Annotated in this window: 53 protein-coding genes; 52 read left to right on the forward strand and 1 reads right to left on the reverse strand. The window is 65.9% G+C overall.

The genetic code is table 11. From position 1 onward, the window contains the following. Positions 1-185 precede the first annotated feature (185 nt). Positions 186-1,388, forward strand: coding sequence for a tyrosine-type recombinase/integrase (locus ACWEWT_RS31345; RefSeq protein ID WP_452564413.1), 1,203 nt, complete (start codon positions 186-188; stop codon positions 1,386-1,388). A 524-nt stretch (positions 1,389-1,912) separates the two neighbouring features. Here the strand turns inward: ACWEWT_RS31345 and ACWEWT_RS31350 are convergent. Next, the gene (locus tag ACWEWT_RS31350; RefSeq protein ID WP_452564415.1) at positions 1,913-2,479 is read right to left on the reverse strand and encodes a helix-turn-helix domain-containing protein; all 567 of its coding nucleotides are present in this window, start codon (positions 2,477-2,479) and stop codon (positions 1,913-1,915) included. Positions 2,480-2,943: 464 nt separating this feature from the next. Between ACWEWT_RS31350 and ACWEWT_RS31355 the strand changes: the two genes are divergently transcribed. The 51 genes from ACWEWT_RS31355 to ACWEWT_RS31605 all read left to right on the forward strand — a co-directional run bounded on the left by ACWEWT_RS31355 (position 2,944) and on the right by ACWEWT_RS31605 (position 26,351). After that, on the forward strand, positions 2,944-3,141 hold the full coding sequence (locus ACWEWT_RS31355; protein WP_452564417.1) for a helix-turn-helix domain-containing protein: 198 nt from the start codon (positions 2,944-2,946) through the stop codon (positions 3,139-3,141). Further along, positions 3,138-3,905, forward strand: coding sequence for a phage antirepressor (locus tag ACWEWT_RS31360; RefSeq protein WP_452564418.1), 768 nt, complete (start codon positions 3,138-3,140; stop codon positions 3,903-3,905). The genes ACWEWT_RS31355 and ACWEWT_RS31360 overlap by 4 nt, the downstream gene beginning before the upstream one ends. Next, a complete protein-coding gene (locus ACWEWT_RS31365; RefSeq protein ID WP_452564420.1) occupies positions 3,902-4,366 on the forward strand; it encodes a DUF7448 domain-containing protein in 465 nt (154 codons plus the stop codon). The genes ACWEWT_RS31360 and ACWEWT_RS31365 overlap by 4 nt, the downstream gene beginning before the upstream one ends. 77 nt (positions 4,367-4,443) lie before the next feature. Then, positions 4,444-4,641 (forward strand): hypothetical protein, encoded by a 198-nt coding sequence (locus ACWEWT_RS31370; RefSeq protein WP_452564421.1) that lies wholly within the window; start codon positions 4,444-4,446, stop codon positions 4,639-4,641. 235 nt (positions 4,642-4,876) lie between these two features. After that, the gene (locus ACWEWT_RS31375) at positions 4,877-5,413 is read left to right on the forward strand and encodes a hypothetical protein (RefSeq protein WP_452564423.1); all 537 of its coding nucleotides are present in this window, start codon (positions 4,877-4,879) and stop codon (positions 5,411-5,413) included. Then, positions 5,410-6,018 carry a hypothetical protein gene (locus tag ACWEWT_RS31380; RefSeq protein WP_452564425.1) on the forward strand — a complete coding sequence of 203 codons (609 nt, stop codon included), beginning with the start codon at positions 5,410-5,412 and terminating at the stop codon, positions 6,016-6,018. Before ACWEWT_RS31375 ends, ACWEWT_RS31380 begins: the two co-directional genes overlap by 4 nt. Then, entirely contained in the window at positions 6,015-6,200 is a 186-nt protein-coding gene (locus tag ACWEWT_RS31385; protein WP_452564427.1) for a hypothetical protein, read from the forward strand. The genes ACWEWT_RS31380 and ACWEWT_RS31385 overlap by 4 nt, the downstream gene beginning before the upstream one ends. Further along, entirely contained in the window at positions 6,193-6,549 is a 357-nt protein-coding gene (locus tag ACWEWT_RS31390; protein WP_452564428.1) for a hypothetical protein, read from the forward strand. Before ACWEWT_RS31385 ends, ACWEWT_RS31390 begins: the two co-directional genes overlap by 8 nt. Beyond that, positions 6,546-6,962 (forward strand): hypothetical protein, encoded by a 417-nt coding sequence (locus ACWEWT_RS31395; protein WP_452564429.1) that lies wholly within the window; start codon positions 6,546-6,548, stop codon positions 6,960-6,962. The genes ACWEWT_RS31390 and ACWEWT_RS31395 overlap by 4 nt, the downstream gene beginning before the upstream one ends. Continuing rightward, positions 6,959-7,201: a hypothetical protein gene (locus ACWEWT_RS31400; RefSeq protein WP_452564430.1), complete on the forward strand. Its 243-nt coding sequence runs from the start codon at positions 6,959-6,961 to the stop codon at positions 7,199-7,201. The genes ACWEWT_RS31395 and ACWEWT_RS31400 overlap by 4 nt, the downstream gene beginning before the upstream one ends. Next, positions 7,198-7,398 (forward strand): hypothetical protein, encoded by a 201-nt coding sequence (locus tag ACWEWT_RS31405; RefSeq protein WP_452564431.1) that lies wholly within the window; start codon positions 7,198-7,200, stop codon positions 7,396-7,398. Before ACWEWT_RS31400 ends, ACWEWT_RS31405 begins: the two co-directional genes overlap by 4 nt. Continuing rightward, the gene (locus ACWEWT_RS31410; RefSeq protein WP_452564432.1) at positions 7,395-7,694 is read left to right on the forward strand and encodes a hypothetical protein; all 300 of its coding nucleotides are present in this window, start codon (positions 7,395-7,397) and stop codon (positions 7,692-7,694) included. Before ACWEWT_RS31405 ends, ACWEWT_RS31410 begins: the two co-directional genes overlap by 4 nt. Then, positions 7,681-8,046 (forward strand): DUF4326 domain-containing protein, encoded by a 366-nt coding sequence (locus ACWEWT_RS31415; protein ID WP_452564433.1) that lies wholly within the window; start codon positions 7,681-7,683, stop codon positions 8,044-8,046. The genes ACWEWT_RS31410 and ACWEWT_RS31415 overlap by 14 nt, the downstream gene beginning before the upstream one ends. Next, a complete protein-coding gene (locus ACWEWT_RS31420; RefSeq protein WP_452564435.1) occupies positions 8,043-8,210 on the forward strand; it encodes a hypothetical protein in 168 nt (55 codons plus the stop codon). Before ACWEWT_RS31415 ends, ACWEWT_RS31420 begins: the two co-directional genes overlap by 4 nt. Further along, the gene (locus ACWEWT_RS31425) at positions 8,207-8,770 is read left to right on the forward strand and encodes a hypothetical protein (RefSeq protein WP_452564436.1); all 564 of its coding nucleotides are present in this window, start codon (positions 8,207-8,209) and stop codon (positions 8,768-8,770) included. Before ACWEWT_RS31420 ends, ACWEWT_RS31425 begins: the two co-directional genes overlap by 4 nt. After that, complete coding sequence (locus ACWEWT_RS31430) at positions 8,767-8,976, forward strand: hypothetical protein (RefSeq protein WP_452564437.1); 210 nt, start codon at positions 8,767-8,769, stop codon at positions 8,974-8,976. The genes ACWEWT_RS31425 and ACWEWT_RS31430 overlap by 4 nt, the downstream gene beginning before the upstream one ends. Next, positions 8,973-9,878, forward strand: a complete 906-nt coding sequence (locus ACWEWT_RS31435; RefSeq protein WP_452564438.1) for a PD-(D/E)XK nuclease-like domain-containing protein — start codon at positions 8,973-8,975, stop codon at positions 9,876-9,878. The genes ACWEWT_RS31430 and ACWEWT_RS31435 overlap by 4 nt, the downstream gene beginning before the upstream one ends. A 2-nt stretch (positions 9,879-9,880) precedes the next feature. Further along, positions 9,881-10,465 carry a hypothetical protein gene (locus ACWEWT_RS31440; protein WP_452564440.1) on the forward strand — a complete coding sequence of 195 codons (585 nt, stop codon included), beginning with the start codon at positions 9,881-9,883 and terminating at the stop codon, positions 10,463-10,465. Beyond that, positions 10,462-10,956: a hypothetical protein gene (locus ACWEWT_RS31445; RefSeq protein ID WP_452564441.1), complete on the forward strand. Its 495-nt coding sequence runs from the start codon at positions 10,462-10,464 to the stop codon at positions 10,954-10,956. Before ACWEWT_RS31440 ends, ACWEWT_RS31445 begins: the two co-directional genes overlap by 4 nt. Then, positions 10,953-11,309, forward strand: a complete 357-nt coding sequence (locus ACWEWT_RS31450) for a hypothetical protein (RefSeq protein WP_452564442.1) — start codon at positions 10,953-10,955, stop codon at positions 11,307-11,309. The genes ACWEWT_RS31445 and ACWEWT_RS31450 overlap by 4 nt, the downstream gene beginning before the upstream one ends. A gap of 397 nt (positions 11,310-11,706) precedes the next feature. Then, positions 11,707-12,132, forward strand: a complete 426-nt coding sequence (locus tag ACWEWT_RS31455) for a hypothetical protein (protein ID WP_452564444.1) — start codon at positions 11,707-11,709, stop codon at positions 12,130-12,132. Positions 12,133-12,292: 160 nt separating this feature from the next. Beyond that, on the forward strand, positions 12,293-13,048 hold the full coding sequence (locus tag ACWEWT_RS31460) for a PE-PPE domain-containing protein (protein ID WP_452564446.1): 756 nt from the start codon (positions 12,293-12,295) through the stop codon (positions 13,046-13,048). Between the two features lie 85 nt (positions 13,049-13,133). Further along, complete coding sequence (locus ACWEWT_RS31465; RefSeq protein ID WP_452564448.1) at positions 13,134-13,781, forward strand: hypothetical protein; 648 nt, start codon at positions 13,134-13,136, stop codon at positions 13,779-13,781. After that, complete coding sequence (locus ACWEWT_RS31470; RefSeq protein WP_452564450.1) at positions 13,782-14,666, forward strand: hypothetical protein; 885 nt, start codon at positions 13,782-13,784, stop codon at positions 14,664-14,666. Further along, a complete protein-coding gene (locus ACWEWT_RS31475; RefSeq protein WP_452564451.1) occupies positions 14,666-15,010 on the forward strand; it encodes a hypothetical protein in 345 nt (114 codons plus the stop codon). Before ACWEWT_RS31470 ends, ACWEWT_RS31475 begins: the two co-directional genes overlap by 1 nt. Before the next feature lie 147 nt (positions 15,011-15,157). Then, on the forward strand, positions 15,158-16,111 hold the full coding sequence (locus ACWEWT_RS31480; RefSeq protein WP_452564452.1) for a DnaB-like helicase N-terminal domain-containing protein: 954 nt from the start codon (positions 15,158-15,160) through the stop codon (positions 16,109-16,111). Between the two features lie 349 nt (positions 16,112-16,460). Continuing rightward, the gene (locus tag ACWEWT_RS31485; RefSeq protein WP_452564453.1) at positions 16,461-16,853 is read left to right on the forward strand and encodes a hypothetical protein; all 393 of its coding nucleotides are present in this window, start codon (positions 16,461-16,463) and stop codon (positions 16,851-16,853) included. A 137-nt stretch (positions 16,854-16,990) separates the two neighbouring features. Next, positions 16,991-17,323, forward strand: coding sequence for a hypothetical protein (locus tag ACWEWT_RS31490; RefSeq protein ID WP_452564454.1), 333 nt, complete (start codon positions 16,991-16,993; stop codon positions 17,321-17,323). Next, a complete protein-coding gene (locus ACWEWT_RS31495; protein ID WP_452564455.1) occupies positions 17,323-17,700 on the forward strand; it encodes a hypothetical protein in 378 nt (125 codons plus the stop codon). The genes ACWEWT_RS31490 and ACWEWT_RS31495 overlap by 1 nt, the downstream gene beginning before the upstream one ends. After that, positions 17,697-17,882, forward strand: a complete 186-nt coding sequence (locus ACWEWT_RS31500) for a hypothetical protein (protein WP_452564456.1) — start codon at positions 17,697-17,699, stop codon at positions 17,880-17,882. The genes ACWEWT_RS31495 and ACWEWT_RS31500 overlap by 4 nt, the downstream gene beginning before the upstream one ends. Continuing rightward, positions 17,879-18,088 carry a hypothetical protein gene (locus tag ACWEWT_RS31505; protein WP_452564458.1) on the forward strand — a complete coding sequence of 70 codons (210 nt, stop codon included), beginning with the start codon at positions 17,879-17,881 and terminating at the stop codon, positions 18,086-18,088. The genes ACWEWT_RS31500 and ACWEWT_RS31505 overlap by 4 nt, the downstream gene beginning before the upstream one ends. Next, positions 18,085-18,432, forward strand: a complete 348-nt coding sequence (locus ACWEWT_RS31510) for a hypothetical protein (protein WP_452564459.1) — start codon at positions 18,085-18,087, stop codon at positions 18,430-18,432. Before ACWEWT_RS31505 ends, ACWEWT_RS31510 begins: the two co-directional genes overlap by 4 nt. Further along, the gene (locus ACWEWT_RS31515) at positions 18,429-18,644 is read left to right on the forward strand and encodes a zinc finger domain-containing protein (protein WP_452564460.1); all 216 of its coding nucleotides are present in this window, start codon (positions 18,429-18,431) and stop codon (positions 18,642-18,644) included. Before ACWEWT_RS31510 ends, ACWEWT_RS31515 begins: the two co-directional genes overlap by 4 nt. Beyond that, on the forward strand, positions 18,637-18,831 hold the full coding sequence (locus ACWEWT_RS31520; protein WP_452564461.1) for a hypothetical protein: 195 nt from the start codon (positions 18,637-18,639) through the stop codon (positions 18,829-18,831). Before ACWEWT_RS31515 ends, ACWEWT_RS31520 begins: the two co-directional genes overlap by 8 nt. Continuing rightward, a complete protein-coding gene (locus ACWEWT_RS31525) occupies positions 18,818-19,087 on the forward strand; it encodes a hypothetical protein (RefSeq protein WP_452564462.1) in 270 nt (89 codons plus the stop codon). Before ACWEWT_RS31520 ends, ACWEWT_RS31525 begins: the two co-directional genes overlap by 14 nt. Further along, a complete protein-coding gene (locus ACWEWT_RS31530) occupies positions 19,084-19,638 on the forward strand; it encodes a hypothetical protein (protein ID WP_452564464.1) in 555 nt (184 codons plus the stop codon). The genes ACWEWT_RS31525 and ACWEWT_RS31530 overlap by 4 nt, the downstream gene beginning before the upstream one ends. Next, positions 19,635-20,096, forward strand: a complete 462-nt coding sequence (locus tag ACWEWT_RS31535; RefSeq protein WP_452564466.1) for a hypothetical protein — start codon at positions 19,635-19,637, stop codon at positions 20,094-20,096. The genes ACWEWT_RS31530 and ACWEWT_RS31535 overlap by 4 nt, the downstream gene beginning before the upstream one ends. An 84-nt stretch (positions 20,097-20,180) precedes the next feature. After that, on the forward strand, positions 20,181-20,393 hold the full coding sequence (locus ACWEWT_RS31540; RefSeq protein WP_452564467.1) for a hypothetical protein: 213 nt from the start codon (positions 20,181-20,183) through the stop codon (positions 20,391-20,393). Continuing rightward, positions 20,390-20,938, forward strand: a complete 549-nt coding sequence (locus ACWEWT_RS31545; protein ID WP_452564469.1) for a hypothetical protein — start codon at positions 20,390-20,392, stop codon at positions 20,936-20,938. Before ACWEWT_RS31540 ends, ACWEWT_RS31545 begins: the two co-directional genes overlap by 4 nt. After that, complete coding sequence (locus ACWEWT_RS31550; protein ID WP_452564471.1) at positions 20,935-21,381, forward strand: DUF6221 family protein; 447 nt, start codon at positions 20,935-20,937, stop codon at positions 21,379-21,381. The genes ACWEWT_RS31545 and ACWEWT_RS31550 overlap by 4 nt, the downstream gene beginning before the upstream one ends. Then, entirely contained in the window at positions 21,378-21,668 is a 291-nt protein-coding gene (locus ACWEWT_RS31555) for a hypothetical protein (RefSeq protein WP_452564472.1), read from the forward strand. The genes ACWEWT_RS31550 and ACWEWT_RS31555 overlap by 4 nt, the downstream gene beginning before the upstream one ends. After that, on the forward strand, positions 21,665-21,868 hold the full coding sequence (locus ACWEWT_RS31560) for a hypothetical protein (protein ID WP_452564473.1): 204 nt from the start codon (positions 21,665-21,667) through the stop codon (positions 21,866-21,868). The genes ACWEWT_RS31555 and ACWEWT_RS31560 overlap by 4 nt, the downstream gene beginning before the upstream one ends. Further along, complete coding sequence (locus ACWEWT_RS31565) at positions 21,865-22,047, forward strand: hypothetical protein (RefSeq protein ID WP_452564474.1); 183 nt, start codon at positions 21,865-21,867, stop codon at positions 22,045-22,047. Before ACWEWT_RS31560 ends, ACWEWT_RS31565 begins: the two co-directional genes overlap by 4 nt. A 193-nt stretch (positions 22,048-22,240) precedes the next feature. Beyond that, positions 22,241-22,531: a hypothetical protein gene (locus ACWEWT_RS31570; RefSeq protein ID WP_452564476.1), complete on the forward strand. Its 291-nt coding sequence runs from the start codon at positions 22,241-22,243 to the stop codon at positions 22,529-22,531. 171 nt (positions 22,532-22,702) lie between these two features. Continuing rightward, positions 22,703-23,407, forward strand: a complete 705-nt coding sequence (locus ACWEWT_RS31575; protein ID WP_452564478.1) for a hypothetical protein — start codon at positions 22,703-22,705, stop codon at positions 23,405-23,407. Between the two features lie 161 nt (positions 23,408-23,568). Continuing rightward, positions 23,569-24,090: a GIY-YIG nuclease family protein gene (locus ACWEWT_RS31580; RefSeq protein WP_452564480.1), complete on the forward strand. Its 522-nt coding sequence runs from the start codon at positions 23,569-23,571 to the stop codon at positions 24,088-24,090. Positions 24,091-24,602: 512 nt separating this feature from the next. Then, entirely contained in the window at positions 24,603-24,824 is a 222-nt protein-coding gene (locus ACWEWT_RS31585) for a hypothetical protein (protein ID WP_452564481.1), read from the forward strand. Next, positions 24,824-25,069: a hypothetical protein gene (locus tag ACWEWT_RS31590; protein ID WP_452564483.1), complete on the forward strand. Its 246-nt coding sequence runs from the start codon at positions 24,824-24,826 to the stop codon at positions 25,067-25,069. The genes ACWEWT_RS31585 and ACWEWT_RS31590 overlap by 1 nt, the downstream gene beginning before the upstream one ends. A 101-nt stretch (positions 25,070-25,170) precedes the next feature. Beyond that, positions 25,171-25,443: a hypothetical protein gene (locus ACWEWT_RS31595; protein ID WP_452564485.1), complete on the forward strand. Its 273-nt coding sequence runs from the start codon at positions 25,171-25,173 to the stop codon at positions 25,441-25,443. An 84-nt stretch (positions 25,444-25,527) separates the two neighbouring features. Beyond that, a complete protein-coding gene (locus ACWEWT_RS31600; protein ID WP_452564486.1) occupies positions 25,528-25,713 on the forward strand; it encodes a hypothetical protein in 186 nt (61 codons plus the stop codon). Between the two features lie 317 nt (positions 25,714-26,030). Further along, complete coding sequence (locus ACWEWT_RS31605; RefSeq protein ID WP_452564488.1) at positions 26,031-26,351, forward strand: hypothetical protein; 321 nt, start codon at positions 26,031-26,033, stop codon at positions 26,349-26,351. Positions 26,352-26,358: the final 7 nt, after the last annotated feature.

Raw genomic sequence — 26,358 nt, forward strand, 5'->3', positions numbered from 1 at the left:
GTGCGCCCGAAGGGATTCGAACCCCTAACCTTCTGATCCGTAGTCAGATGCGCTGGGCGTTTTGACCTGCCACTTGCTCCGAAAAGTGCTGGTAGGTGTGGTTTCTGTCTAGCCATGGCTAGCCGTGACTAGCCTCACGTATGCTACAGATAAGCTACAGTGACGGCAAGGGCGGAGGATGCCGAATGCCAACCAAGAAACGCCGGCGGCCGCGCGGGACCGGTGCGCTCTACCAACGCAAGTCCGATGGCATGTGGATCGGAGCCATTCCCTACGAAGATGAGTACGGCGAGAAGAAGCGAGCGACCGTCTCCTCGTCGGACAAGGTGCTCGCGGGCCAGAAGATGCGGGACCTGCGGACCAAGATCGACAACGGGAGCTACCGGCCGCGCTCGAAAATGACCGTCGAGCAATGGCTGACCTACTGGCTCGACAACATCATCAAGAAGACCAAGGACCCGAAAACCTATGTCTCATACAGGGGGACATCGAACAACCAGATCATCCCCCTCATCGGGGATCGACGGTTGCCGATCACGCCGGCCACGGTACGCGGACTGCTGAAGAAGGTGGGCGAGACCGACGGCTGGGGAGAGCGCACGGTTCAGCTGACATACGTGGTGCTGAACATCGCGATGAACGCCGCGGTCGCCGAGACGATCATCAGCAAGAATCCCTGTGACGTGGTGGCGAAGCCGAAGGTGACACCCAAGTCCGGCGACAAGTCTCACACCTCCGCGCAGGCACGCAAAGTCCTACTGGCCGCGATGCAGGCGGAGGACCCCTACGTCACCCGGTGGGCTGCGGCATATCTCCTCGGCGCCCGCCAGGGTGAGCTGCTTGGTCTTGAGCGCGACCGCGTGGACGTCGAGAACATGACGGTCGAGCTGTCCTGGAAGCTGGAGTCTCTGGAGACCTACGATGGCGCATCGCTGACCGACCCGGACCGCTTCGTCATCCCGGATGGTTTCGAGGTGCGCCCGCTCTACCGGAAGTTCGCGCTCACCCGACCGAAGTCCGAGCGCTCGAAGCGGCTCACGCCGCTGCCGGTTCCGCTCGCGGCGATCTTCAAGGCGTACCTCGAGACGGCGGAAAGCAATGAGTACAACCTTATGTGGGTGACACAGCGTGGCCGGCCGATCCCGGGGAAGTACGACAACACGGACTGGCATACGGCCTTGAAGCGGGCGAAGGTACCAGACCTCCCGCTGCATGCGGCCCGGCACACGACAGCGACCCTCCTCCAGGAGATGGGTGTCGAGGAGTCTGTACGGATGCAAATCATGGGGCACTCGTCGGCGGCGGCGCAGCGGCTTTATGCACACGTGGATCTGTCACTGGCGCGCAAGGCTCTGGGTAATCTGGATGGCCTGCTTGAGATTTCATGATCTGGAATATGGACGCTTAAGATATGCGCTCCGATGAATAGCTAGAAATCTGCCTGTAACAGACTGGTCGTCAGTTGATAACGAATTGGATAAGGAGGAAATAACTCCGAGAATCGCTCGATCATCTGTTCGGATGCCGATAGGATCGGTTACTTAAGTTGCGTGGTGGCAATGCATTTGACCGTCGGGGAGTGATAACGAGGAGTTTTCCAAGTGCGCACCGATGCTGCCGACGCTGGCGATTCGTCGGCCCCAACGTATACCGAACGTCTCATGCATGACACCTTCGGTATACGAATCGCTGAGCCATACGGAGCGATCCGGCCTCGAAATGGTTGGGCGGTAATCGGTTCACTGATTGTCTCGACTGCTGGAATTGAAATTGTGCCGCGGTACAGAACGACTGCCACGCAACGTCGCTGCTTGGTCACCATGGCTGGCCGAGTCTGGATGCGCGGCCTGGGCGACGGGCCGGCGTGGAAGTATCACCCCGATCTCGGATGGGTCGCCGGCGTCGCCGCGTCCTACCCCTTCTTCGACCGGCCCTTCCTGGCGGCCATTCCCTCGATGTGTTCATCCTCTTCCGGCTCGACGCGAGGCGCGCTGGTGCGATCAGCGGCGGAGCCGTAGCCAGGTCCGCTGCGCCGGGCGGGCATGCCCGCCCCGGTCAGCTCATTGAGCGATGCGTTCGCTGCGAATCCGGCGAGCTCGTCCACCTGTGCCGCGATCTCGTGGAGCGCGGGGTCCTTCCGTGCCAGCGCGTTGATATCCGCCGATAGTTGCGTGATCCGCGCTGTCAGGAACGCGAGGTTGTCGATGCGTCCCCCAGCTGTTTGATATTCGGTCGGCTCATCGAGGGCGGCCGGGGCTCCCCCATCCATTACGGTTTTGGCGCTTCCTGGCTGCCAGCGCAGAGCCATGTCCAACTTGCGGAGGGTGGCGGCGCTGACGCCGGTCGCGGTGCCTAGTTCGATTCCGGTCTGAGTGGTGTCCGATGGTCCGCCGGCGCGGGCTACGTCCTGCTGTGTGTAGCCCATCTGGAGGCGCCGGTCTTTCACGGCGGCACCCAAGCGGGTGATCCTGTCGTCCATACAGACAAGTCTTACCTAAAAGTTGGGCAAACCATAGCCCCTGGTGGGAAGAAGTTTCCCGAGGTCAGACTGCGGGAAGTTAGCGGACCCTGCGTCTGACCTGATCACAAAGTTTGCCCAGGGTTGCTTGCGCTAGGGCAAACTTTGGCCTACATTCAAGTTGTGACCGAAGAATCTGCCCAGACTTTGGGCAAAACTCGCCCCCGGCGGGGGAAGGTTCCGCCGCACGTCTCCCTCAGGTACCTCCGTAGCGTCACTGGGCTGACCATCGACGCTCTGATCGGACGCATCGAGCAGGAGACGGGTCATCGATACACCCGCGGCGCGCTCTCGGCGGTAGAGAACGGTCACCGCGGAGCCAGCGCCGAAATGCTTCAGTCTCTGGAGGTTGTCTACGGGCTGCCGACCGGTGCGATCGACACCGATTACACGCCTCGTCACGAGGCCGGTCGTCGGAGTGAGCCATGACCGTCTCCTCGATTCCGCGGATTCGCTACACGAAAGCTGAAGCGGCCCGGGCCCTCTCGATTTCGCCAAGGTCCCTGGATCGGTTGCGTGAGCTGGGCAAGATCACCGCCCGTGTCGACGGCGGCCGGGTCTATTTCGACCACTCCGAGCTGGAGTCCTACGCCAAGTCCTGCCCAGCAGAGGGGGAAGCGTGAGCGCCCTGTTGATGCCATTCACGTATGCCGACACGACAGTCCGCACTGTGGTGATCGACGGCGAGCCGTGGTTCGTGCTGGCCGATCTCTGCCAGGTCCTCGGGCTGACGACTCCGGCACGCGTCGCCGAGCGGATCGACCCGGCTGCTGTGAGCCAGACTCACATCAGCTCCGGCGGCCAGCAGCGAGCGGTGTCCATCGTCTCCGAGCCCGGCATGTACGAGGTCGTCATCCGGTCCGACAAGCCGGAGGCTGTGGCGTTCCGCCGCTGGATCACCTCCGAGGTTCTGCCCACCATCCGCAAGACCGGAGGTGCCTACATCGCGCCCGGTTCCCAGGCGGAGCTGGATCTCACGAACCCGGACACCGCACTGGACAAGCTCATCGAGGTGGCCCAGGTCGCGAAGGCTGAGCGAGCGAAGCGGATGGAGCTGGAGGCGAAGGTCGAGGCCGACGCTCCCAAGGTCGAAGCCTACGAGCAGTTCATGGAAGCCGACGGAACCTACCTGGTCGGCACTGTCGCCCGGATGCTGGGCACCTCACAGAACAAGCTGTTCGCCGAGCTGCGCAACCGGGGCGTGTTCATCCCGAAGGGGTCGATGAAGAACACCCCGTATCAGCGGTTCATGCAGCACTTCACGGTGAAGGCCACGCACTTCGAGCGGTCGGACGGCAGCGAGGGTGTCTCGTACACGACGCGGGTGAAGCCGTCGGGTGTGGATTTCATCCGCCGTCGCCTGAACATGCAGGTGGTGGCGTCATGACCAGCCAGAATCCGTACCCGCCGGACACTCTCGGCGAATGGGATGAGGACGACGGCACGATGCCGGGCAACGTCGCCACCCTCGGCGAGCACGTGATCGGGCACCGTATCGTCGCCGCCGAGAAGCGGGACTTCAACGGCAGGGCGACGTACTGGGGAACCGACCACGGGTTGGTACTGACCCTGGACAACGGGACCCGCGTCTGCCTGGCCGACACCAGCGACTGCTGCGCCTACACCGATCTCAAGGAGTTCCTGCTCCATCCCGAGCGGGTCGACCACGTCATAACCGGCGTCGCGACCACCGAGGGCTTCACGAAGTGGCACATATTCGCGGACCTCGGGGATGTGCTGGAGCTGACCGTGGGATGGAGCTGCGGCAACCCCTTCTACTACGGCTACGGCTTCGACATTTTCGTCGAGCCGGATTCCGCTGGCGGCACATCGTGCCCGCCTCACTGACCTTCCCCAATATGCGAGCCCGCCGAGGGCCAACTCGGCGGGACTCAGAACAGCCCATCACACAAAGGAGAAATGGGATGTCCGATTCACAGAGTAACGGCACGGCGAGATACCGGGGCCCGCGGTACGCAAACGGTGACCCGGTCCCGGTGGACGAGCTGGACATGCTCGCGGTCGCGTTCGGGTTCTCCAGCGCTCAGAAGATGGATGCCGTTTGCGCCGAAGCGGATCGCCGGCGTGCGGCCCGCAAGAACTTCGGGCGGCTGGCGTCATGACCACCCCGGCCGAGCGTGACTTCCGCATGTACCTGCTGGCTGTCGCCGTGGGTGTGACCGCGGTCCTGATCTGGCTGACCCACGTGTCCCCATCACCGGTGTCGAGCCCTGGTGATGGGGGTGTCCCGGCGGCGCCCGTCACCGCCGGGACCTCCAGCCCCTGACATGACGCGGGCGCCGGAACCAACCACAGCCCGGCGCCCGCGAAAGAACACACGAGAAAGAACGATACCAAATGAACCGCATCATCCATTCCCCAGCGTGCGACAACCTGATGCGCGAGTGGAACCACGAGCCCCACGATTCCGTCGAGTACCGGCTGGCCGGCTACGTGTACGACCACACCGACATCGAGATCCGGGACGAGCTGCTCACGATCTTCGACGAGGACCCGCCGGAGTGCGCGGCGGTGGCGGCAGCCCGGAAATTGTGGCCACTGCTCGTGTTCGGCGATCCCATCCATGAGCCTGTGGATCTGCTCGACGAGCTGGACGAGTTGATCCGGGACTTCGGGCGTTTGCACCTGCGCGCGGCGGCGTTGGCGGCGAAGTACCGGGCGCTGGAGCCGTGGTCGAACCGGTGGAATCGGTTCCCGCATCCCGATCCGACGTTCGGTCACCTGAATATCGACTGGTCGGCCCGTGAACTAGAGGGCTTCGCGACGGGTGCGTCCGATTCGTATCTGCGAGATCGGCTGACGGACGCCCGCGGGCACGCCGTGCAGATCCGCGACTACAGCGCGGAGCTGCTCACCCCGGAGGTGAAGCAGTGACCGACAACCTCCACACAGGTTCACACCGAGACTTCCTCGGCTACGCGAAGCATCTCGACGGCGTGACCGTCCTGCACGAGGACGGCCTGTACCGGCACATCCAGTTCGGTGCCCGTGGCGCGGTCGGCTGGTTCGAGCTGGCCACCTGGCCGAGTCGCCTTGCTATCACCGGCGATATCGGCGGGTGGGTGTTCGGTAAGTCCGCCGAGGACATGTTCGAACTCTTCTCCAGGCGGGACGGCGATATCAGCCCCGACTACTGGCAGGAGAAGGTCGTCGCCGGCGCCCCGGTCAAGGAGTTCTGCGAGGACGGATTCACCCGGCAGGTGGTCGATGACTTCTGGCAGCGGCGCCACGAATTTGCCGGGGAACGGCGCGCACTGTTCCGGGAGATCCGCGAGGACGTCCTGGAGTTCGTAGAGCACGAACATGAAGCGCGCTCGAACCTGGAGTCGTTCCGCTACACCCCGAAGAACGGGGGCCGCGCCTTCATCTACCGCGACGCCTGGGAGTGGAACCTCACCGACTGGTCTCCTCACTATCTGCGCGCTTGTCACGCGATCGTCTGGGGCATCAACCGCTACCGGCAGGCGGTGAAGTCGTGACCCGCCTGCATCTCCCTCACCCGCATATCGCGGACCAGTTCGTCGAGGTGTTCTCTCACGCCCTTCATCGCGGGCTGACCACCGATGACCTGACCACCCCCGCTGCCCAGGAGTCGTGGGCTCAGTGGGATCCCGACCGATGGATGGCCGAGCACGGCCGCAAGGAGAAGACCGATGCCTGAACGAATCAAGGTCCCCGAGCCCGCCGTCACCGTCACCCGGTACGAGGTGTCGTGCATGCCGCTCGACAGCATCAACGCCCTGGGCCTGACGGTCACAGTCGAGCACCGAGGTAACGATCGCTGGGCGGTCAAACGCCTGTCGTCCTGCTATGACATCGACGGGAATCCGTCCTACGAGTCGATCCCGAGCGAGCGGGAAGAGGAGTGGCTCGAGCGGTATCGGCACGACCTCGACACCGCGCTCGAACTGGCGAAGCGGATCGCGCCGACCTTGAAGGTCAACGGCCACTCCATCGCCGACGTGCTGCTGTGGGAGTCCCGCAACGCCGCCGAGGGCGGTGCGCGATGAGCCTGGAGTCACGACGTGAGCGGGCCGAGCAGGCGATCCTCGACGCCGCGAAAGTTATCCCGCTGCCCATGCACAAGCTGATCATGCGGCACAACGCTGGCGTCGCCGCTGTCCGTGCCCTGTGGATCTCGCGGCGTAAGTGGCGGACGGTTGCCGAGCAGCAGGCCGCCCGGATCGCCGAACTGGAGTTGCGCAGTGAGAAGCGGCGCATCCGCCTGGCTCTCGCCGAACAGAACCTCCTCGACGTCCGGGGCGTGCTGTCCCCGCAGGGATACCCGCGCCGCGTGCCTGCCTCGGTGGACCTCTCCCGGAGTGTGGTGCCTGCGGTGGAGTGGCTGGTTTCCCGGGTCGCCGAACTGGAGGAGGACTACGCCCACCTCCGCAACGCCCAGCTGAACGGCGGTGCCCAGTGAGCGGCCCGACCACACCCGAATCCATCCGCGACGCTGCCGCCCTGATCGTGGCCGTAGTCCGCATGGATAAGCCAGGACAGCAGGCCATCGTCAGCAACTGCGACAAACCCGAGACGCTGCTGTGCCTGGCAGGCATGTTCGCGATGGTCTTGCAGGAGTCGACGGGCGTCGACGACGCGGGGCTGATCGACGTGGTGCAGGGCTTCGCCACGAACATCAGCAAGGGGGTGCAGGGATGACCCTCTACGGCTACCGCTACAAGCCCGGCGGCGCGGTGCTTCCACTGGCCGACCTGGACTACGAGGCGGCCGTCAACACGGTCTTCGACCGCCGCCGCCTGCAAGGCGAGAACGGCAACACCCCTACCGCTGAGCTCGTCGAGCGTGACGGTGACGACTGGCGGGGCGTGCCACTGCCGGGCGGGGGTGTCCAGTGACCAAGTCCGCGTACAAAACCGACCTGATCCCGACGACCGAGTTCGGCGCATTCGCCCACGAAGGCGCGGTCGTGTTCGAACTGAGCCCTCCGCACATCCATGACGAGGGCGTGACCTCGTTCGTGATCGCCGCGGTGAATCACCGGGCCAAGCTCGTGGACCTGTTCCCGGCCTACGACAACGGCCTACTGGCGGAGTGGTGTCCGTTGAACCCGGACTGCTGGGGCCATACCGATCCGGCGCTGGCGTTGCGGGAGCTGGGCTACGAGGTGGTGAGCGTCGATGGCCGCGCCTAAGCGAATCCAGCGCCGCCGCACCAGGGGCTGGCGGATGCCCGAGGGCGCCGTCTACGTCGGGCGTCCGTCGAAGTGGGGCAACCCATTCCGTCCCGTCCAGCGGCCATCCGGTCTCTGGATCCCGACCGATGACAACGACGTGACCTACGAGGGCCCCTTCCATAGCTACGCGGCGGCGCTCGGGGCCTGTGTCCGCCTGTTTGTCGAGGTCGAAGTGGATCTGGGTCTACTCGCCGACCGCGCCGACGTCACCGAGTTGCGCGGCAAGGACCTCTGCTGCTGGTGCCCGCTCGATTCCCCCTGTCACGCAGACGTGCTGTTGGCCATCGCCAACGGAAAGGAGCAGCTGTGAATCTCATCCACCTCGCCAGCGTTGCTGTGGTGTACGTGTACGTCGGCGCTGTTGTCCTGGTCGGCCCGGTGTCCGTGGCCCTCGCGGCCCGGGATGTCCGGCAGCACCCTTACCTCCCTGTTCCCCAGGAAGTGGAATCGCTCGAGCTGGAGCGTGCGGTATGAGCGGACCGCACTACCTGACCACCGAGATCGAGAACACCGAGAACACCCCCGAGCAGCGCGCCGCGGCCGCCCGCACGGTAGCCCGCCACACCTCCGATGCGGGGGACTGCCGGGAACTGCTGGAGATGTTGGGGCTCCTGTCCGCGCCCGCCCCGGCGCGGGGCCCCGAACCGGCGCCGCCGGTCCAGGAGTTCAAGTCGAATACGGGCCGGTGCGGATCCTGCCGCTGTGCCACCTACTCGGACAAGGAGTGGGCGGCGTTCGGCAAGGACAAACCCGCGGGCGCCCGGGCGTACGGCGGCCGCGGGCTGTGCAACTCGTGCCATCGGGCAGCCCTGCGGGAGGAGCAGCCGCGGACCGACCTGATCGACGCCGCGGAGACGATCGAGCACATCCTGGCCTTGCGTGCGGCGAAGGTTCCGTGGAAGCAGATCGACGCCGCGGCGGAGGTGCTGGAGGGGACGGCGCATCGGCTGGCCTACCGGCGGCAGGTTCGGGTCAAGGCCGGGATCGCGGCCGCCATCATGGCTGTCCCTGTGCCACAGGTGGTGGCCGCGTGACCGAATGTCTGACCCTCCCGGACGGCTACGGCCGCACCAAGTTCATCCCCATCCTCGACGGCTTCACCGGTCGTGAACGTCTGGCGATCCTCGGGCTGGGCGTGACCGACAAGGTGCTCCATCAGTCCACGCATGACCTCGATGACGCTCGGCGTGCCCGGGACTTCATCGATGCGTGGATCTCCCGGATGGAGGAGCAGCAGTGACCGAATGGAATGACATCTGCCCGGTCTCGGATCTGGACCGGGAGATCTGCGACCACTGCCGCAGCAAGTCCGACGTGATGACCACAGCCCCCACCACTCCGGGCCTCTACCCGAACGTTCCGGAGTCCGTCTACCACGGCGACCCGAACAGCCTGTCCTCCACTGGAGTGCGTCTCCTGGTGCAGCCCGGCGGTCCGGCGAAGTTCCAAGGCGAGGTCCGGGAGGACAACGACGACTTCGACCTGGGGTCCGCGGCCCACACGCTGCTGCTCGGTGCCGGGGCTGGCCTCGAAGTGGTGGACGCCAAGACGTGGCAGTCCAACGCCGCCAAGGAAGCGAAGGCGAAAGCCCGCAGGGAGGGCAAGGTCCCGCTGCTGACCAAGCAATACGAGACCGTGCGGGCGATGGTCGATGCTGCCCTGTCTCGGCCGGAGGTGGCCGCCCTGTTCCCCCGCGGGGAGAACTGCGCGGCGGAGATGTCGGCGTACGCGATGGACGTGTCGACGTGGGTGATGATGCGAGCCCGCTTCGACTACATCATCTTCCTTCCCGACCGCCGAGTCCTGGTCCGGGATTACAAGACGTCGAAAGACGCTGCCCCGAAACCATTCGAGAAGGGCGCGATCAACCTCGGCTATCACGTCCAGGTCGCGCACTACATCCGCGTCCTGGAAGCGCTCGGCTACACGGTCGAGGAGTTCAAGCTCCTCGCCCAGGAGAAGACCGAGCCGTATCTGACGAGCATCCACGAGTTCGACGCCGAGGCAATCGCCGCCGGGGACCGCATCGTCACCGCCGGAGCCCAGATGTTCGACCAGTGCCGCGAGACCGGCGAATGGCCCGGCTATGGCGACAAGACCAATTCGATCAGCCTGCCCTACTGGGCGAGCAGGGAGTGGTGAGCATGACCGAGAACAGCGAGAAGAAGACTGAGAAGAAAGTCGACCTCGGGGGGTACGTCGAGGTCGCGCACCGTATCGCCGAAGTGCGGGAGAAGCTGTTCCCGAATGGCTCGTTCCAGCCGGCCGATCCCGCCCGCCCGTATTCGATCGAGGTGATCGACGGACAGACCTACCTGATCGTGGTGGCCGCGTTCTACCGGACGGCCGAGGACACGATGCCCGGCATCGGGATGGCGTGGGAACCGGTGCCCGGGAAGACGCCCTACACCAAGGGCAGCGAGTTGCAGAACGCCGAGACCTCCGCGTGGGGACGCGCTCTCGTCGCGGCGCTGGCCGCCGACACGAAGCGGGGTGTCGCCTCGGCGGACGAGATCCGCAACCGGGCGATCTTCGCCGCGAAGGAACTGGACCCCGCGGACCTGGCACGTGCCGAGCTCTTGGGCATGTTCAACCGCGCCGGCAAGGACGTGGTCGAGGCCGCTACCTGGCTGGCCCAGCATTACCCGGCGGCCGGGAACATCCGCACGACGATGGACGTCACCGCATTGCGGAAGGCCATCGAGCACTTCTCCGGTGATGCCGCATGAGCATCGAAACCTACGAGGCCGAGCTGGATCACCCGTGGGCTACCCGCTGGCGGATCCCTCGCGTCCATTCCCCATACCCGCGGTGGAAGTTCGAGGTCGCCCTCTGCGTCCCGGAACCCGAGGTGCCCAACGATCGCCAGTTGTGGGGCGCGACCGAACCGAGCGAGGAAGAGGCCCGGATCGTCGCGTGGTTCATCAACTGGCGGCGCACGTACTACCGGGAGCACTGGCAGAAGAAGATGCTGGAGCGCCCGTTCGATATCGACTCGGGCACCAACACGGTGATCCTGGTCCGCACCGAGGGTGGCTGGCAGTACCGGCGGGCAACGTTCGAGTCGGGGCCGTGGCCGTACTGGAACGACGAGCGGCGCAGTGACTTCCCGGCCACGCCTGAGGGGCTGATGGCTCTGCTCGACCACATCGACTGGTCGCACACCTGGAAGAAGTGGCGGGCGGAGAACCCGCAGCCGGCCGAGGGGGTGGGGGCGTGAGCACCGACTACAACCCCGTCACCATCGAGGCGGCTATCCGGGAGTGCGCCAACCAAATCGCACGAAGTGTGACCGTCTGCAATGACGCTTACATCGCGTACCGGAAGGCCGACCACGAGTACGACGTGGCCTATGCCCGCGCCTACGTGAGCATCGAGGGCCCGGCTCATAAGCGGGAGCAGCTCGCGGAGCTGGCCACGATCGACGAGCGCCGCGCCCGAGACGTCGCCGACGCCGCGTACAAGCACGCCGACCGCCGGGCGAAGGCGCTCGACGCAGAGCTCCGTGCCTGGCAGTCCGTGGGCGCCAGCGTGCGGTCCATGTACGGCGTGGCCGGTCGGGGTGAGTCATGAGCATCCAGGAACGCCGGGTGCACCCGAAGACCCAGCCCCGCCGGCCGAAGCCGAACCGCGGTGGGTTCTCTGCCGCGGTGAAGGAGACCGTGCTCCGCCGCTCGGGCGGGGTATGTGAGCTCGATGCTTGCGGCCCTCTGGAGCACTATCACCACCGGGCGCCCAGGGGCCGCGGGGGAACCAGCCTGGACTGGATCAATAGGGCAGCAAACTGCTTGGCGCTCAGTGCACGGTGTCATGACCGTGTCGAGCGCAACCGGACCTCGGCGTACGAGAACGGCTGGCTGATCCCGCGGAACCAGCGGAACGTGGCTGTGGAGATCCCGGTCCTGTACCGGGGTCGGTGGGTGCATCTGACCGATCACGGGTTGGCCATCCCGACCGGGGACGGTGCGGCATGAGCGCGCCTGAAGAGTATCTCGGCACAGCAGTGCCCGCCCGGATCCGACTGACGTGGCGGACATGGGCAGGCGTGGAGTGGCGCATCGCCCGCCACGCCGACCACGGCAACCTCCAGCCACCCGACCAACGGTTCGGGGTCGACATCCCGGACGGCATGTGTTCGGTGCATCGACGGCAGTGGCGACGCTGGCGGGACAAACGGTTCCGGGGTCTCGTCTGGCCCGGCCCGTTCCCGAATGGCGGTTTCCGCAGCGCTGACGGCTTCCGTGCCGGCCGGCACTCACTCGATGTGGAGTGGGAGCAGCACCGGTGCTGGTGGGACGAGCAGTCCATCACGCAGATGCGGCTGACCGAGGCCGTTTGCCTGTCGGGGTCTCGTCAGTGCGATGGCGTCCGCTACGTCCGGGCGGTGGCGGCATGACGACTCAGCCCATCTGCGAGCTCTGCTACCGCCGCGCTGGTGGCCCTGCCTGGCTCTCCGCTACCCATCCCCGCTGCTGCTGCCGCTGCGGCGCTGCGACTTCCGCGGGGATCTGCATCCGTATCGATCCGGCCTCTGTGCCGTACCCCTCGGAGGACTGATGACCAAGTACACGGCCCTGATACTTCCGGGCACCGGATTCCCTGAGGGCGGAGACGGGATCTGCGAGCGCTTCCTCTCCCACCTGGATGAGCGGTTCTTCCCGCAGATCGTCCACTACCCGGCCGCCGGATTCGGTACAGGCGGGATGAGTTGGGCGCAGTCCCGCGCGGCGGGCAAGGTCGCGTTGAAAGATGCCGCCCGCTCCAGCAGCCGCCCTGTGGTTCTCGCGGGCTACAGCCAGGGCAGCGGCCCGGCCGGCGACCTGGCCGCGGACATCGCTGCCGGGAAGTACCCGGACCTTGCGGGGAAGGTGGTCGGCTGCGCGTTGATCGCCGACCCGAAACGCCCTGTCGGTGCCGGGCTCCCGGGTGAGCGCCCGGCGTCGGGGTACGGGATCGCCGGCAACCGGCCGATCTCGAAGATCCCCACCTGGTGGGCGGCCGTCGAGGGTGATCCGATCACCAGTCTTCCGGCCGGCTCCCCGCTTCGGACCATCGCTGACACTGCGGACTACTTCTCCCTGTCCTCTCCGCAGGACGCCCTGCGCTGGGGTCTGGACCTGTGCACGAAGGCGGCGAACCGGAACTTCCAGCCGTGGTGGTCGATCGAGTACTGGCGTGGTTGGGGTGGGGCGACGCAGGCGGCACGGAACTATCTGCCGCGGCCGATCGGTGGGGGCTTGCACACCACCGCGCTGGTGGAGCAGGGGCTGCTGGTTCGTCTGGCCGAGGCCGTGAATCGGGGTGTGCGGTGACGGATGTGGAGGAGGCGCGGGCCGACCCGGAGACCGTGCCGACGGAGTGCGGAGACCAGTACGTGATCGAGATGGAGGAAGCGCGGTGAGTACGGACCTGAAGGCGATCATGGACCGCGACAAGCGGCGCCGCCGAATGCTGAACGATCCCGACCTGAACGGTGATCGGTTGCTGTTCGCCTTGGCGCTCGACGAGGTGATCGTCACCCGTCAGGAGCAAGGTCGACGCACCCTGAAGAACTGGGTGCGCGAGGTCACTGCTCTGGTGTACGGCGCCGACGAGAACCTGGCTCGGTACTGGGGCAAGCAGGTAGTGGCCAACGACTTTCCGCGCTACGAAGCCGTCGGACTCAGGTCGATGGTGCGGTGCGTGGCCCCGATGATCCGCCGTGATGGACCGTGCGGGAAGCGAACCCAGGTGTCGTTCGTGGCCGTCGATCCCGGCACTGGCGCCGGTGAGTACATCGGCCTGTGCTCGCGCCATCGTGCGGAGCATCAGCCCCGCTACGACCAGCAGCGTAAGGACTGGATCGCCAACGGTAAGCCGCGTCCGCCGGCGAACACGGGCGGGGTGCTGCGGCGCTACTTCGAGGCGGATTGGGACGCGATCTATCAGTGGGCGCGGCCGGGTCAGCAGGTGATGGAGGGCGGACGTGAAGCGACTCCTCCGCGGCCGACGCTGCGCCTGATCCCGGGCGGCGTGGATTCCAGCGAGATTCAGGAGGTGCCATAGATGGTGTGGTTCAAGGTGGACGACGGATTCCCCACCTCCAAGGCCGTCTTGCGGATCCCGCGGAAGCAGCGGTGCCAGGCGGTCGGCCTATGGACTCTCGCCGGCACCTGGTCCTCGAAGGAACTCACCGATGGATTCATCCCGGAGTACATCCTCGACGACCTCGGCGCGACGAAGGCTACCGCGGCCAAGCTCGTCATGGCCGGACTGTGGGAGATCGTCGAAGAGGGCTGGCAGTTCGTCGGTTGGGATCGCTACAACCCGACTCGCGCGCAAGTTCTCGAAGAAAGGGAGCGAGAGGCCGAACGGAAACGGAAGTGGCGCGAGGCGAAAAGGAACGCTCAATCCAAACGGTCGCCGCAGGTAGATGCTGATGCGTCCGACGAGTGTCCCACCGGGACACCTCCGTCCGTCCCTGGGTCGTCACAGGCGGAGTCCGCTCTTCCCGACCCGACCCGTCCCGACCCGTCCCGACCACTCCCTAAAGGGAGTAGTGAGGGAGAGGCGCGTAAACGCGCTCCCGCCCGCGATCGCGGCCACCGGCTGCCCGAGAACTGGGAGCCGCCGGCCGATGTGATCCGGCAGATGCGGGACGAGTGCCCGAACGTCGACCTCCGTGCTGAGCACCTGAAGTTCACCGACCACTGGAACGACCAGCCCGGAGCCAAGGGGCGCAAGGTCGATTGGGTCGGGACGTGGCGCAACTGGATGCGCCGGGAGGCCAAAGATCAGCGCCCCGGGCGAGGGCATCAGCAGCAGATGACACCGCGGGAGTCCGAGTTCCTGAAGGCCGAACTGCTGAAAGACAACCCCAGCCCCGAAGCCCTGCGCATGGCCGGCATCCAGTCGACCGGCCACCTGATCGCTCTCCCGGGAGGTTTGTGATGACCCGCGATGAAGTCATCGACCTGCTCCAGGCGGCTCATGCCTACGACAACCGGAAGGTCGATCGGATCATGTTGGCGGCCTGGTCGGAGTCCGCGGCCCGCGCGCGGTGGTCGTTCGCCGCGGCGCTGGACGCGGTGCATGAGCACTTCGCGCACACTCCGGGCACGTACCTGATGCCCGGCCATGTGACCGAGCGGATCCGGCAGACCCGCCGCCAGCCCGCGCCGATCGACGAACTCCGCGCACTGGATCCGCCCCCTCCGGCATCGGCAGAGAAGCGCGCCGAGGTGATGCGGCTGGTACGCGAACTGGCCGACCGGAAGTCGGTGGACCGTGCCTAACCCGATCGCGGACGCGTACGCGGACTGCATCCACCTGCCGTGTCCCTGCTGCCGGGCGCCGGCGGACGACTACTGCACCAACCCGATCACCAAGACATTCCGCGGAGTCCCGTGTGTGGCCCGCATTCAGGAAAGCGAGAACGACCGATGACCACCACGCCCTTGATCCAGGACTGGAGCGCCTTCAATTCCGACCCCCGAATCTCCGAACAGGCGAGTCTCGGTTCAATACTGGCCAACCCGGCGACCGTGGAGATGTCAGTCAAGTTGCTGACGGTCGAAGACTTCTCCATCCCGGCCCACCGCGCGATCTACAGCACGATCGTCGACCTTCACCGATTGGGCGAGGTGATCGACCCCGTCACCGTCGCCGCCGGTTTGGACCGCCGCGGTGAACTCGCCGACGTCGGCGGCGCGGACTGCCTGGTGGAGATGACCAACCGGAGTGTGGCCGCGAAGAAAGCGGCGCAACGCCACCTACAGAACATCATCGACGCCAGCGTGGCAGGCGGGCGTGTGCACCGCGCTGGCGCCGCTCCCATGAAGGCGATCGAGACCGAGTACGCCGGCCACCGGTTCCGCTCCCGCATCGAAGCGCGGTGGGCAGTCTTCTTCGACACGCTCGAGATCGAATGGGAATACGAGGCGCAAGGGTTCGACCTGCCCTCCGGCCGGTACCTGCCGGACTTCTGGCTGCCCGGGATCCGGAACGGGATCTGGTACGAGGTGAAAGGCAAGGAGCCCACGGACGAGGAGCGGAACCTCGCGTGGGAGTTGGCGGCCGCTACCGGTTCCGAGGTGGTCATCGCCTCGGGCGGCATCCCCTGGCCGAATGGGAAGTATCGGGAGCTCGGCGGGGCCCGTCGGATCTTCTTCCCTGCCGACGAGTCCGGCGAGCGTCGCATGGACGAGGGCTACGAGTGGTGCATCGGTCCTCGGTGGGGGCGTGTGGGCATCGAGTTCGGCGGATATGGCTATCGGCTTCCCGGCGAAGTCGGCGGCCGCCAGCGCACCGCGGACCATCCCCGTCTGATCGAAGCATTCGGCGCCGGCCGTGGCGCCCGCTTCGAGCACGGCGAGACCCCGGAGATGAATCGATGAGCCAGCAGCCCCACAGGGACTCGCAGCCGTCCGAGATCACCCGGATACCCGTGAACAACCCGTTCCGTCCGTCTCCGGCCCGTTCAGGCGGCAGCAATCCACGTCCTGTACCGGAGGGCTGCCCCCGCTGCGGCTGCTACATCTCGGACCGGATCGTCCACGCCGGCTTCCATGCGGAGTTGGACAAGCTGTCCCGCTGGGCTCAGGTGGTGCACAAGTGGTCTCAGTCGGTGCAGCAGTTGCTGGCCCTTTTGACCCGTGGCCGCCCAGATCTGGGAGCAGTCCCCACCTTTGACGACACCCCCACTGCTGGGGAAACACCCACCACGGACGGGAAGTGACATTCCAAATGCCTGATCAGACATATCGTGCCGAGCTCGCCGCCATCGTCGAGCGCGCCTACATGGAGGCGATCGACGCTCGCCCGCCCCGGGTTCCGTGGGAGTCGGTTGCCGACGCGCTTCTCACTGCTGGAGTGCGTCCACCCCGCCGCACCACTGGCCCGAAGCATGGCTGCGCCCCCGGCTTCGGCCGCACCGTCACCCCGGCGGAGGGCTACTTCGTCGGCTTCATCTCCGAGCTCCCCGACGACAGCGACGGCGAACAGCTCATGGAGTACTCCGGCACCGTCTTCCCGACCGAGGCGGAGGGGCGCGCGGAGTTGGTCGAAGCGAACGAGTGGCGGCCGAAGTGGCGCCTGTACCAGATGACCGACATCACCGAAGGAGCCGGCCGTGCCTGACCAGTCGCAACGCGAACCCGGTGTGCACGCCTACACGTCCACGGCATGCCATCACAACCTCCACACCCGATGCCGCCGTGTCTGCAAGTTCTGTAGCGCCCCGTGCGCTTGCCCCTGCCACGAGAACGGAAACCCGAATGCCTGACCCCCGAGCCGACCTCGCCGAGTACTGCACGAACCTCATCGAGGGCATCGCATTCGCCGATACGGGCGAGGAGGCGGCCGAGCACATCGCCACCACGCTGCGCTGGCGTCCACCTGCCCGCGTCATCGAGCACGCCGCCGAACTCGACGCGCTGCCCGCGGGGTCGGTCGTGATGATGACGACCTGGATGCGCAGGGCGTTCGTCCACGCGGGCGGTGGCCGGTGGTGGGTCGCGGGCCCGATCCGCTCCGAGATCAGTGCCGCCGACGTCCTCGATGGCTGCGCAGTCGAAGTCCTTCACACACCCGAGAACGGAGACACCTGATGGCCCGCCGCGAGTACCACGTCAACCTCCCGTGCGCGTACGAAGGCTGCCGTGAACGCAGCTTCTTCGTGGTCACATCTCGCCGGGAGGAGCAGCGCACCCGGTCCGATTACGCGGATCGGGGCTGGCGCTGCACACGCCACAGGCGGCCCGAAGAGGTTCTGTCCGTCGACAACCTGGAGCGGGTGACCGTGCTGACTGCGGGTCCGAGTGAACGTTACTCGGACCTGGATGGGCGGTACTGGAACGGAGAGGGAGGCGGCAGCGGCTTCGAGTACGGCCCGGGGTTCAAGGCCTACGCGGGCGACTTCCTGCCCGGCACTCGCCTGGTGGTCACTGCTCGTATCGAACTCCCCGAGAACGGAGACACCCAGTGACCGAGCCGCATTGTCAGCGCACCGAGATCGACGGACAGCCGGTAATCGCCTGCGGTCCACGTATCACCGAGGGGGACATGGAGGTGATCCGGGAGTTCGGCGAGTTCCTGAAGGGGCGTGGGAAGTGGTGGCACGAGATGGCCAACCCCCGGACCAGACGCGAGAACGGAGACACCCAGTGACCGAGACCGACGCTGACGACATCCGATCCGTCTGCGATACATGCCACACCGGCATCCACTGGATCGACTGCCCGACCGGCGGATGGTGGGCGCACGACATCCACCCCGCCGACCATCACGACGCCGTGACGGTGATGGAGGTCGAGGAGGACGAAACCATCGACGGCCGCCTGTACACCATCGGAATCCGAGGAGGCGCCCAGTGAGCATCTTGCCCCGTGAATACCTGGAGACCTTCGTACGTGACCCGCACGCTGCGGACCGCAACGAGGTTCGGGAGATGGCCCGCGAGCTGTTGAAGGAGCGGGACCGTGTGGCCGAGGCGTTGGAGCAGCGTGCCGTGGCCCGCGCCCGTATCGCCGAGTTGGAGGCGGCGCAGCGTCCCCCACTCGGGTACGTCGCCATCGCCGACCATGCGGACGACTTCATCGCCCCCGCGAGTGTGGTGTACCCGTCGGCCGCCGAGTGCCGTGCGTCGTGGGAGTCGATTCCCATGCTCGCCGAGGCGGCCGGGTATCGGGTCGCCGAGCTGCGGGAGGCGCAGTCATGAGCGAGGTTGACAACGTTGTCACCCTCGACGCCTTCCGGGATCGTCGTACCGCCCGTCTCGCTCTGTCCGTGTCCTGCCCGTGGTGTGGTCAGCCTCCGGGGCAGAGGTGCCTACTTCTCGATATCGACGACGACCCGGTTGGTTATCTGCCGGAGGAATTCGTGGCGCACTGGTTGCGCCGCCAAGCAGCCCGAGGAGGGCCGAATGCCTGAGCAGAACGAAACCGCCGGCGTCTGGGTGGTCGCCGGAACCAGCTGGGGATACGAGGGCCCGGGTTGGGTGACTCCGTACCCGTCCGAGCTCGAAGCATTACATGCCGCGAACCAGGAAGAGTTCGTGCGCGCCTACTTCGTGCCGTTCGGGAAAGATCTTCGGGAGGTCATGAATGAGCGCCGATGAGATCCGGGCCGAGGCCATCGAGGTGATCGCCCGCGCCGAGTTCGCGCGGTTCTGCAAGACCGCGACATGGGATGAGGTCGACGAGTCCGATCGCGCAACGTGGATCCCGAACGCAGAGGCTCTGGTCGACGCTCTCGCCGCGGCCGGGCTACTGCCCGTCGAGGCGGTGCGGCGGGCCGCCTACGCGGTCCTGGACACCAGCGACGAGCATTTGGTGGAGCAGTTGGTCACTGACTGGCGGGCGGTGGCCGAGTGACCCGCCCTGTGGTCGGCCTCGACCTTTCCCTCACCTCCACCGGCATCGCCGTCCACGGCGCCGGCATCCCGGACTGGTGCGCCACCATCGAATCGGCCGGCAAGGACAACGACGACTGGCCCACTCGGTACCGGCGGCTCGGCGATCTCGTGAACCGCATCCTCCCGCCGATCCCGGATCATTCCCTGGTCGTCATGGAGGCGCCTGCTTACTCCCGCAGCACCGGGAAGGCTCACGACCGTGCCGGCTTGTGGTGGATGCTGTACGACCTGCTCGTCTGCACCAACCGATCCTTGGTGGTTCCGGTGCTGCCGAATGCGCGGGCGAAGTACGCCACGGGCAAAGGCAATGCTGGGAAGGATGCCGTGCTCGCCGCGGCGGTGCGGCGGTATCCGTCCATCGACATCACCGGTAACGACACTGCGGATGCGGTGGTGTTGATGGCGATCGGCTGCCGTCTGTTGGGTGAGCCGATCGACGACCCGATGCCCGCGACTCATCTGGCAGCACTGGACAAACTCCCGGCACTCGAACTCAAGGAGACAGCATGATCCGCCGTCTACCGGCCGCAAGTCTTGTCCTGGCGCGGTTCGGTTGGCAGTGTCTGACCGCCGGGGCTTGGTACTTCGGCCGGTTCGGTGCCGTCATGTTCTCCGCCATGATCGTGGTTGTCACGGTCGGCGGGGTGGTGGACGGGTATCCCGTAATCGGTCCCGTGATCGCGGTGTTCGTACTCGCCGTCTACGCCGTAGTGGGTGCTCTGTCGCTGGAGTACCGGGAGCGTTACGAGGCTTCGGTGGGCCGGGCCCGACAACTCGCGGCGGTGATGGTGGTCGATTCCGTGCGGCCCGCGCATGCGCTGGCGCATGAGGCCGGCGTGAATGTCGGCGCCGCAGTGGCTCTGCTGTGGAGGATGGAGGCGCGCGGCTGGGCGGTCGGCTCGGACGGTGGCTACAGGCTGACGGCCCGTGGTGCGCGGGCATTCGAGAAGCCGCGAGTGAGTCTCTGAAATGTGCTCTGACCTGCTAAAATTGATGGTGGCCGGGGGCTGCACACCACCCGGCCACCGACCGAATCGAGTGGAGATTCAGCCATGACAAATCGTACGTTCCTCAGCCCGGAGGATGCCGCGCGGATCCAGGCGGGCATCCGGGATCTGAACGCCCGGATGGACCAGTTCCGGGAAGCCGCCATCCGGTTCAACCCCGCCGCCCAGCCGATCATGCGGAAGATGGCCCGGGATGTGGAGGAAGCATTCGCCCCGGCGGTCGAGGCCCTGCGGAAGACGGGCGGGCCGAAGGCGTGAGCAGTCTGGAACGCATCGGCCAGTTCGGTGAGTACGAGGTCTGGGAATCGACCGAACTGGCCGAGACCGAATGGCACATCACCAACGAGGCGGGAGACATCATCCTCCCCGGCGATGACGATCTGCTCAATGCTCTGATGTTGATCAGCGCCCGCCGGAGCGACGCCGCCGCTGCCGTAGTCGAGGACCCTTCCAATCCCCGGATCATCGGGACGCTCTACGACGCCGACCGCCGCACCGCATGGCTCGGCGCGAACGACTTCGTATACCGCTGGTGGTCCAAGGAAGGCTGGGGACACCCTCAGGCGGAAGGGCTGTGGTCCGGCATCCACAAGTCCAACATCGCGGCTCATGATGCCGGGGAGGTGGTCATGTCCTACAGCCTGATCCACCGCCTGAACTCGCCGTACGACTTCGAGCATCAGGGCCCGTACATCTCGATCGCCGACCTCGACAATCCGCCGGACCGGGCGGCGTTGCTGGATGAGCCGCCGATGGACGAGAGGGACCGTCGGTTCGGTCTGGGCGGGATGCCGCGCCCATGAGCGAATCCAACACTGCCCTCTCCCGTCTCCGTGCCGGTCTCGACCGAGACGAGGCCATCGCCCGAGCAGCCATCGAATCCTTGCGCACCAGCAGCATGGAACCCGGGATCCGTTACGAGGGTGACGTGGGCACCTGGGTTGCTGAACCTGATGAGACCGGTGCGGGTGTCCGTTCGGTGGACGGTGAGATCCGTGAGATCGGGGAGCCCGAGTCGTGGCGTGGCCCCCGCCGGGTCATCTTCTCCGGGGATGGTCAGCCGCCCACGGCTGCGGCTCAGCACATCGCCGAGCAAGGCCCCTCCCGTGTCCTACGCCAGGTCGCCGCGATCCGGGAGTTGCTGGACTCCTTCTCGCATCCCGGCTGCCGTGAATGCCCGGAGGCCGTGATCGAGGCCCTGGCCTCCATCTACCCCGAGGACACCACCGAGACGGAGAAGCCGTGACCGCACTGGAGAAGATCGCTCGGGGTGAACTGTGGCGGGCATGGGATCCAGCTGACAGCTGGCAGCAGGTCGGGGAATGGGAAACCGAACCACCACTGAGTGAACTGCGCGAGGGGTGGACCGTGACGGTGGACTACGGCAACGGCGGCCGAGTCTCGTTCAGGGTCGTCGGTGGGGAATTGGAGCGGGAATACGAGCATTCCGCCACCGTGGGCACCGACGCGATCATCGCCGCCCTGGCCCGTATCGAATCCGAGGACACCACCGAGACAGGAGACGCCCAGTGAGCGACCGCCGCATCGAGATCGACAACGGCAACCCGTACCTGGTCGGTGAACACTTCACCCTCGGAGACCGACACGACGTCGACCCGGCCGAGCACGGCATCGTCCTACCGCCTGTCCCGGAGGGTATTCGGGAGCGGTGGTCGAGCGAGCCCGCGCCGCGGTGGGAGATCACCATCGGCGAGGCGGGAGGGAAGCCATGAGCGATCGATTCGCTGGACGCCCCATCCGGGAAGTGATCAACAAGCTCGAGGAGATGGCGTCCGAACACGGAGACGAGGTGCCGGTGAGTGTGGCCGACATCCAAGGTGAGCACGCCGAGTTTCTGGTTGGCGCTCGGAGTGTCGGCTTTTTCGATGGAGAGGTGGTGATCAGCTGGTGAGGTACCCGATGAGCGCCGAACGCTACTGGGCAGCCTCGGTGATCGATGAGGATCATGTTTGGACGCACGAGGAACTTCGGGAGTCCCGGCTACAGCCACTCGAGCCCATCTACGACCCCGCACTGACCTTGTCGCCGATCCGGCGTGTATGGCTGAACCGATGGCTGCGGGCATCGCCCAGGGAGGGCAGGCCATGAGCGCATCGGAGTACTGGAGCAAGGCCGAATCCCTCATGGCCGAGTATCAGTTCCTCTCTGCCGCCGAGCTCGCTGACGAGCTGACCGAGGCGGGCTTCATCCTCGCCACCGACCAGGACACGGTCGCCAAGGAGATCACCGCCCACGACACCGTCTACTCCCGCGAGGACGACGACGCGGACTGTAAGTGCGGCAAGTGGCTGGAGCACAACTACTACGAGTGGCCCGACCATCTGGGTTCGGTGCTCGACCAGTGGCTCACCGAAGCGGGCAAGGCAGACCGATAGCATCAACACCGCACCCCGTCAAAAGTGCATCGTCAACGTCGCAGAGCTACGGCCCCTCGCATCCCCTTCGTGAGGGGCCGTAGCTGTGCCCGGCGACATGGCCGATATCACCCCTGACCGCCCCGGATGGTGGCTCGAGTTTGCGAGTCCGTCGGCGTAGGCTGCGCGCATATGGGAAACCGGGCGGCAGTCGTAGAGATCAACCCGAACCACATGTTCATCCCGCGGCACGAGCTGAAGAAGCTCAGGGAGATCCTCGAGGAGATCCCCGGCATCGCACTCGAATTACCCACCACCATCACCAAGCAGGCCAGACTCGGCGAGGTAGGGCGTGGACGGAAGCCCCGCCGGCCATCGGAACAGCCGCTCCCGTTCCACATCGACGCCGCCCGGGTGGCCGACGAACTCCACAACGCTCTCGTCGGCTGGGTGCGCTTGGTCTGCGAGCAACGCGCAATGGAGTACAAGGGCCCCAAATCCACGGCAGGGCTCGCGCGCTGGCTGGAGCGCCATCTGATTGCCCTGGGAATGACGGAGGGCGCAGAGGGCGCCCTGGACGAACTGGGGGAGCTCAAGGACCGGGCCGCGAAGATGGTGTGCCCGCCCGCCATGAGGATCGTGGTCGACGAGGCGAAACTCCAGCGGGCCCGAGCGCTACTCCTCAACGTCTCCGGGATCGCCACCCTCGCCAAGGAGTTGGGCGAGGAGTACCGGCACCTCACCCAACGGCGGGTGCGGTTCCTCAATGAGTCCAAACGTATCGATCCGGCACCGGGGCCGTGGCATCCGGAGATCCCGCAGCTGTTCAAGGTGGGCGATGTGCTGGATGCGCACCTGTCCGTGCCGATCCGGGAGCGGCACGCCGAGGCGTCATAGCGGCGTGTCGGCTTGACATCTCTTACGGACACCTGAATCCTTAAGCTATCGCCGTAATGTGTGTAGAAATCCGCTGAGGCGAGTCCCTTAACCCTCCACGAAATGACCCCCGCGCCTGCTGCGAACAGGCCGGGGGCATGGCCGACTGTTTAGGAGTCGACATGGCAGATCATAGGACATTCCGTCCTGCCCGGAACACAGCGAACTACTCGGAGGCCGCGCGCCGCGCGCCGATACCGAGGCCTGACAGCATGCTGGACACGTGCGTACACCCGAGATGCCATGGAGCGCCTCAAAAGCGCTATAGGTTTCCGCTTCCGCTGTGCTCGGAGCATCTGATCAAGACCCTGGCCGCCGCCGTTGAAGTGACCAGGGCTGCCAAGTTGGACTATTCGAAAGCCAACCCAGGCAAGTCCATGCCGTTCCCCGTCAAAGCGCGCATCCCGCACGGCGAGGTCGTCTACTACATCCGATTCGGCGACCGCATCAAGATCGGCACGACCAGCAACCTGTCTGCGCGGCTATCCACCTTGCCGTTCGACGAGGTCCTCGCCACCGAGCCCGGCGGGGTGGAGGTCGAGCGGCAGCGGCATACGGAATTCGCCGCCAGCCGGATCTCCGGCCGCGAGTGGTTCACGGCGTCGGAAGCGCTCCTGGCGCATATCGCCTCGCTGAAGGCGTAGCCCCTGATCCCCGCAGCGCTACAACGCCACCAGGCGACCCCCTGTGCAGCGCTGCGGCCCCTCGTAGCAGTCTCGGCAAGGTAAGACCGGACGGTTAACGGACCCGACCAACACCTTTCGAAGGTCACCGGCGCTGCTTCAACTCGTAACTCTCGATTTACCGTTCGACAGCGGCACATAGGAGCCCTCGATGGCCGGAATGATGCGCTGGTCCTGCTCCCGGGGTTGTTGTACTCGCGGTGAGCGAGCCTGCGAGAAGCGTGAGTGGCAGCGCCGCGAAGCGAACGAGGTGGCCCCGTGGAGCCTTTGGCCGCGGTCCACGTCCCGGTTCGCTGAGGTGGACATGATCCAGTTCGGCTACTGGTCGGTGGTTCGAGAAGACGACTGGTTCCTCAACGAGCAGGCTCGCCCGTACCTGACCCGAACGGAGTCCCGTTGTCCGCTGTAGATCGCATCCTGGCGCCCCTGTGCCCGGATATCGCGCTCGCCTACCGGCACTACGAGGAGTCCTGATGGCCGCACCAGCTGCTATCGATGTTCGGCCGTTGGTGGACTTCACCGAACTGACCGCACGCTGGATGCTGGCCTTGCTGAGGCTCCCGGAGGCGCCCGATTCCTTCTGGGACGAGTTCTCCGCCAAGACCGAAGAAGCGTTGGACGAGTACGCGCTGTTGTGCGCGAACGCCTGCGCCGTGATGGCCGACGCCACCTACCCGATCGGAATGGAGTCCTGATGGCCACTACGTCACTCGAAATCGACCTCGGGCAGCTCGCTGAAGCCGTGGCTGGTCAGATCCAGGTGGGCGATGGCGACCGGGTCATGGTGGACCGCCGGGATATCGAGCATATCGCTCTGTCGATGGACGACTGCTTCTCGGACGCCGAGGCGGCCATCCTGAACCGCCTGCGCGGCGCGCTGGGGCTCGGCCCCGTAGAGAAGGTCGGCACAGGCCGAAACCGCCACTGGAGGACGAAGTGACCTGTCTGGCCGCCCTTGTGCACTCCCTGTGCCATCCCACCCCGAAGCCTCTGGTGTACACGGAGCCCACCCTCTCGTGGCCGGTGTGGTGGTGAGCAGCAATGGCTGAACCGCACGTCGACAAAAGCGAGCACGGCCACGTCCGCTGGTTCAAGGGCTACGGTCCCGCGAACCACGGCCCCTTCACCGGCCACTGCCCGCACCAGATCGGCGCGGACTGCTGGCTGGTCCCCATCGCCTGGGGCTGGGATTTCCGGCACTACACCCTCGACGAGTGCCAGAAGTGCGGGGCGCGTGCATGGCACAACGAGCGATGCCTGCCCACCACCGAGTGGATCGCCAGCCGACCGCAGTTGGTAGACGTCGATGCGTAAGTGGCTGGCCGGCTGGCTGTCCCGGGCTGCTGATCGGCTGTACCCGCACTATTCCGAACGGATGCGCCGCGGAATGGCCGACTGATGACCCCCGGCGAACGCATCACCTTCGACGACCGCCAGGCCTTCTCCTGCGCGTTCTCGGCGTTCCTGATCGGTGGTTGGGCTGTAGCGGTCGGGTCTCTGTGGCTCACCGCGGCCAGTCTGCTGGCTGTGCTGGTGTCGGTGGGGTTCATGGTCGACTGCTGGCTGACCCGCCGCCGTGGCTGACCGACTCGACGCTCTGCTTCTTCCGGTGGTCCGCTTCCTGCTGCGGATCGTCGGCGTACACCTCTGACCGACTCGATGGTCACACCATCCGGTAACGACCAGGGCCAGCGCGCTGAGGATGGATCGGGCGCGAAGTTGCTCAGTTGGCCCTGGTGACCATCGAGCCGTAATTCCGTTCTATCGACTCGGAAGCTCGCAACAGAATCTACGGCCAACCTCTGGCCCGACAGGAGAATCATCGTGGGAAGCGTCGATCTCGACACCATCCTCATCGTCGCCAAGGTCCTCGTGGCCGTCCTCAGCATCCTGGTCTGACCGTGACCATGGAGCCGAAGCTCGCCATCCCCAACGCCACGGTCAGACTGTGGGATAGCAACTGGCAGCCACGCCGCCAGTTCGAGACCCAGGTGTCCTGCGAGAACGGCGAGCCCCGCACATTCGCTCTGCCGATCGACCACCCCGCCGCTGAATGGCTGATGAGCGATGACAGCGCCGTGTTGGTATACGCGACCGTCGAGGACCAGGGCACCCGCTGGTGTGGAGTACTCACCCGGATCGTCAACCGCCCCGCCGGCCCGTGCCCTCGGTGTGAGCATTGCCAGGCGCGCGAGCTGCTGGCCGTGTTCCGCCCGATGTGATGGCCCG

The sequence above is a fragment of the Nocardia sp. NPDC003963 genome (assembly GCF_053605105.1).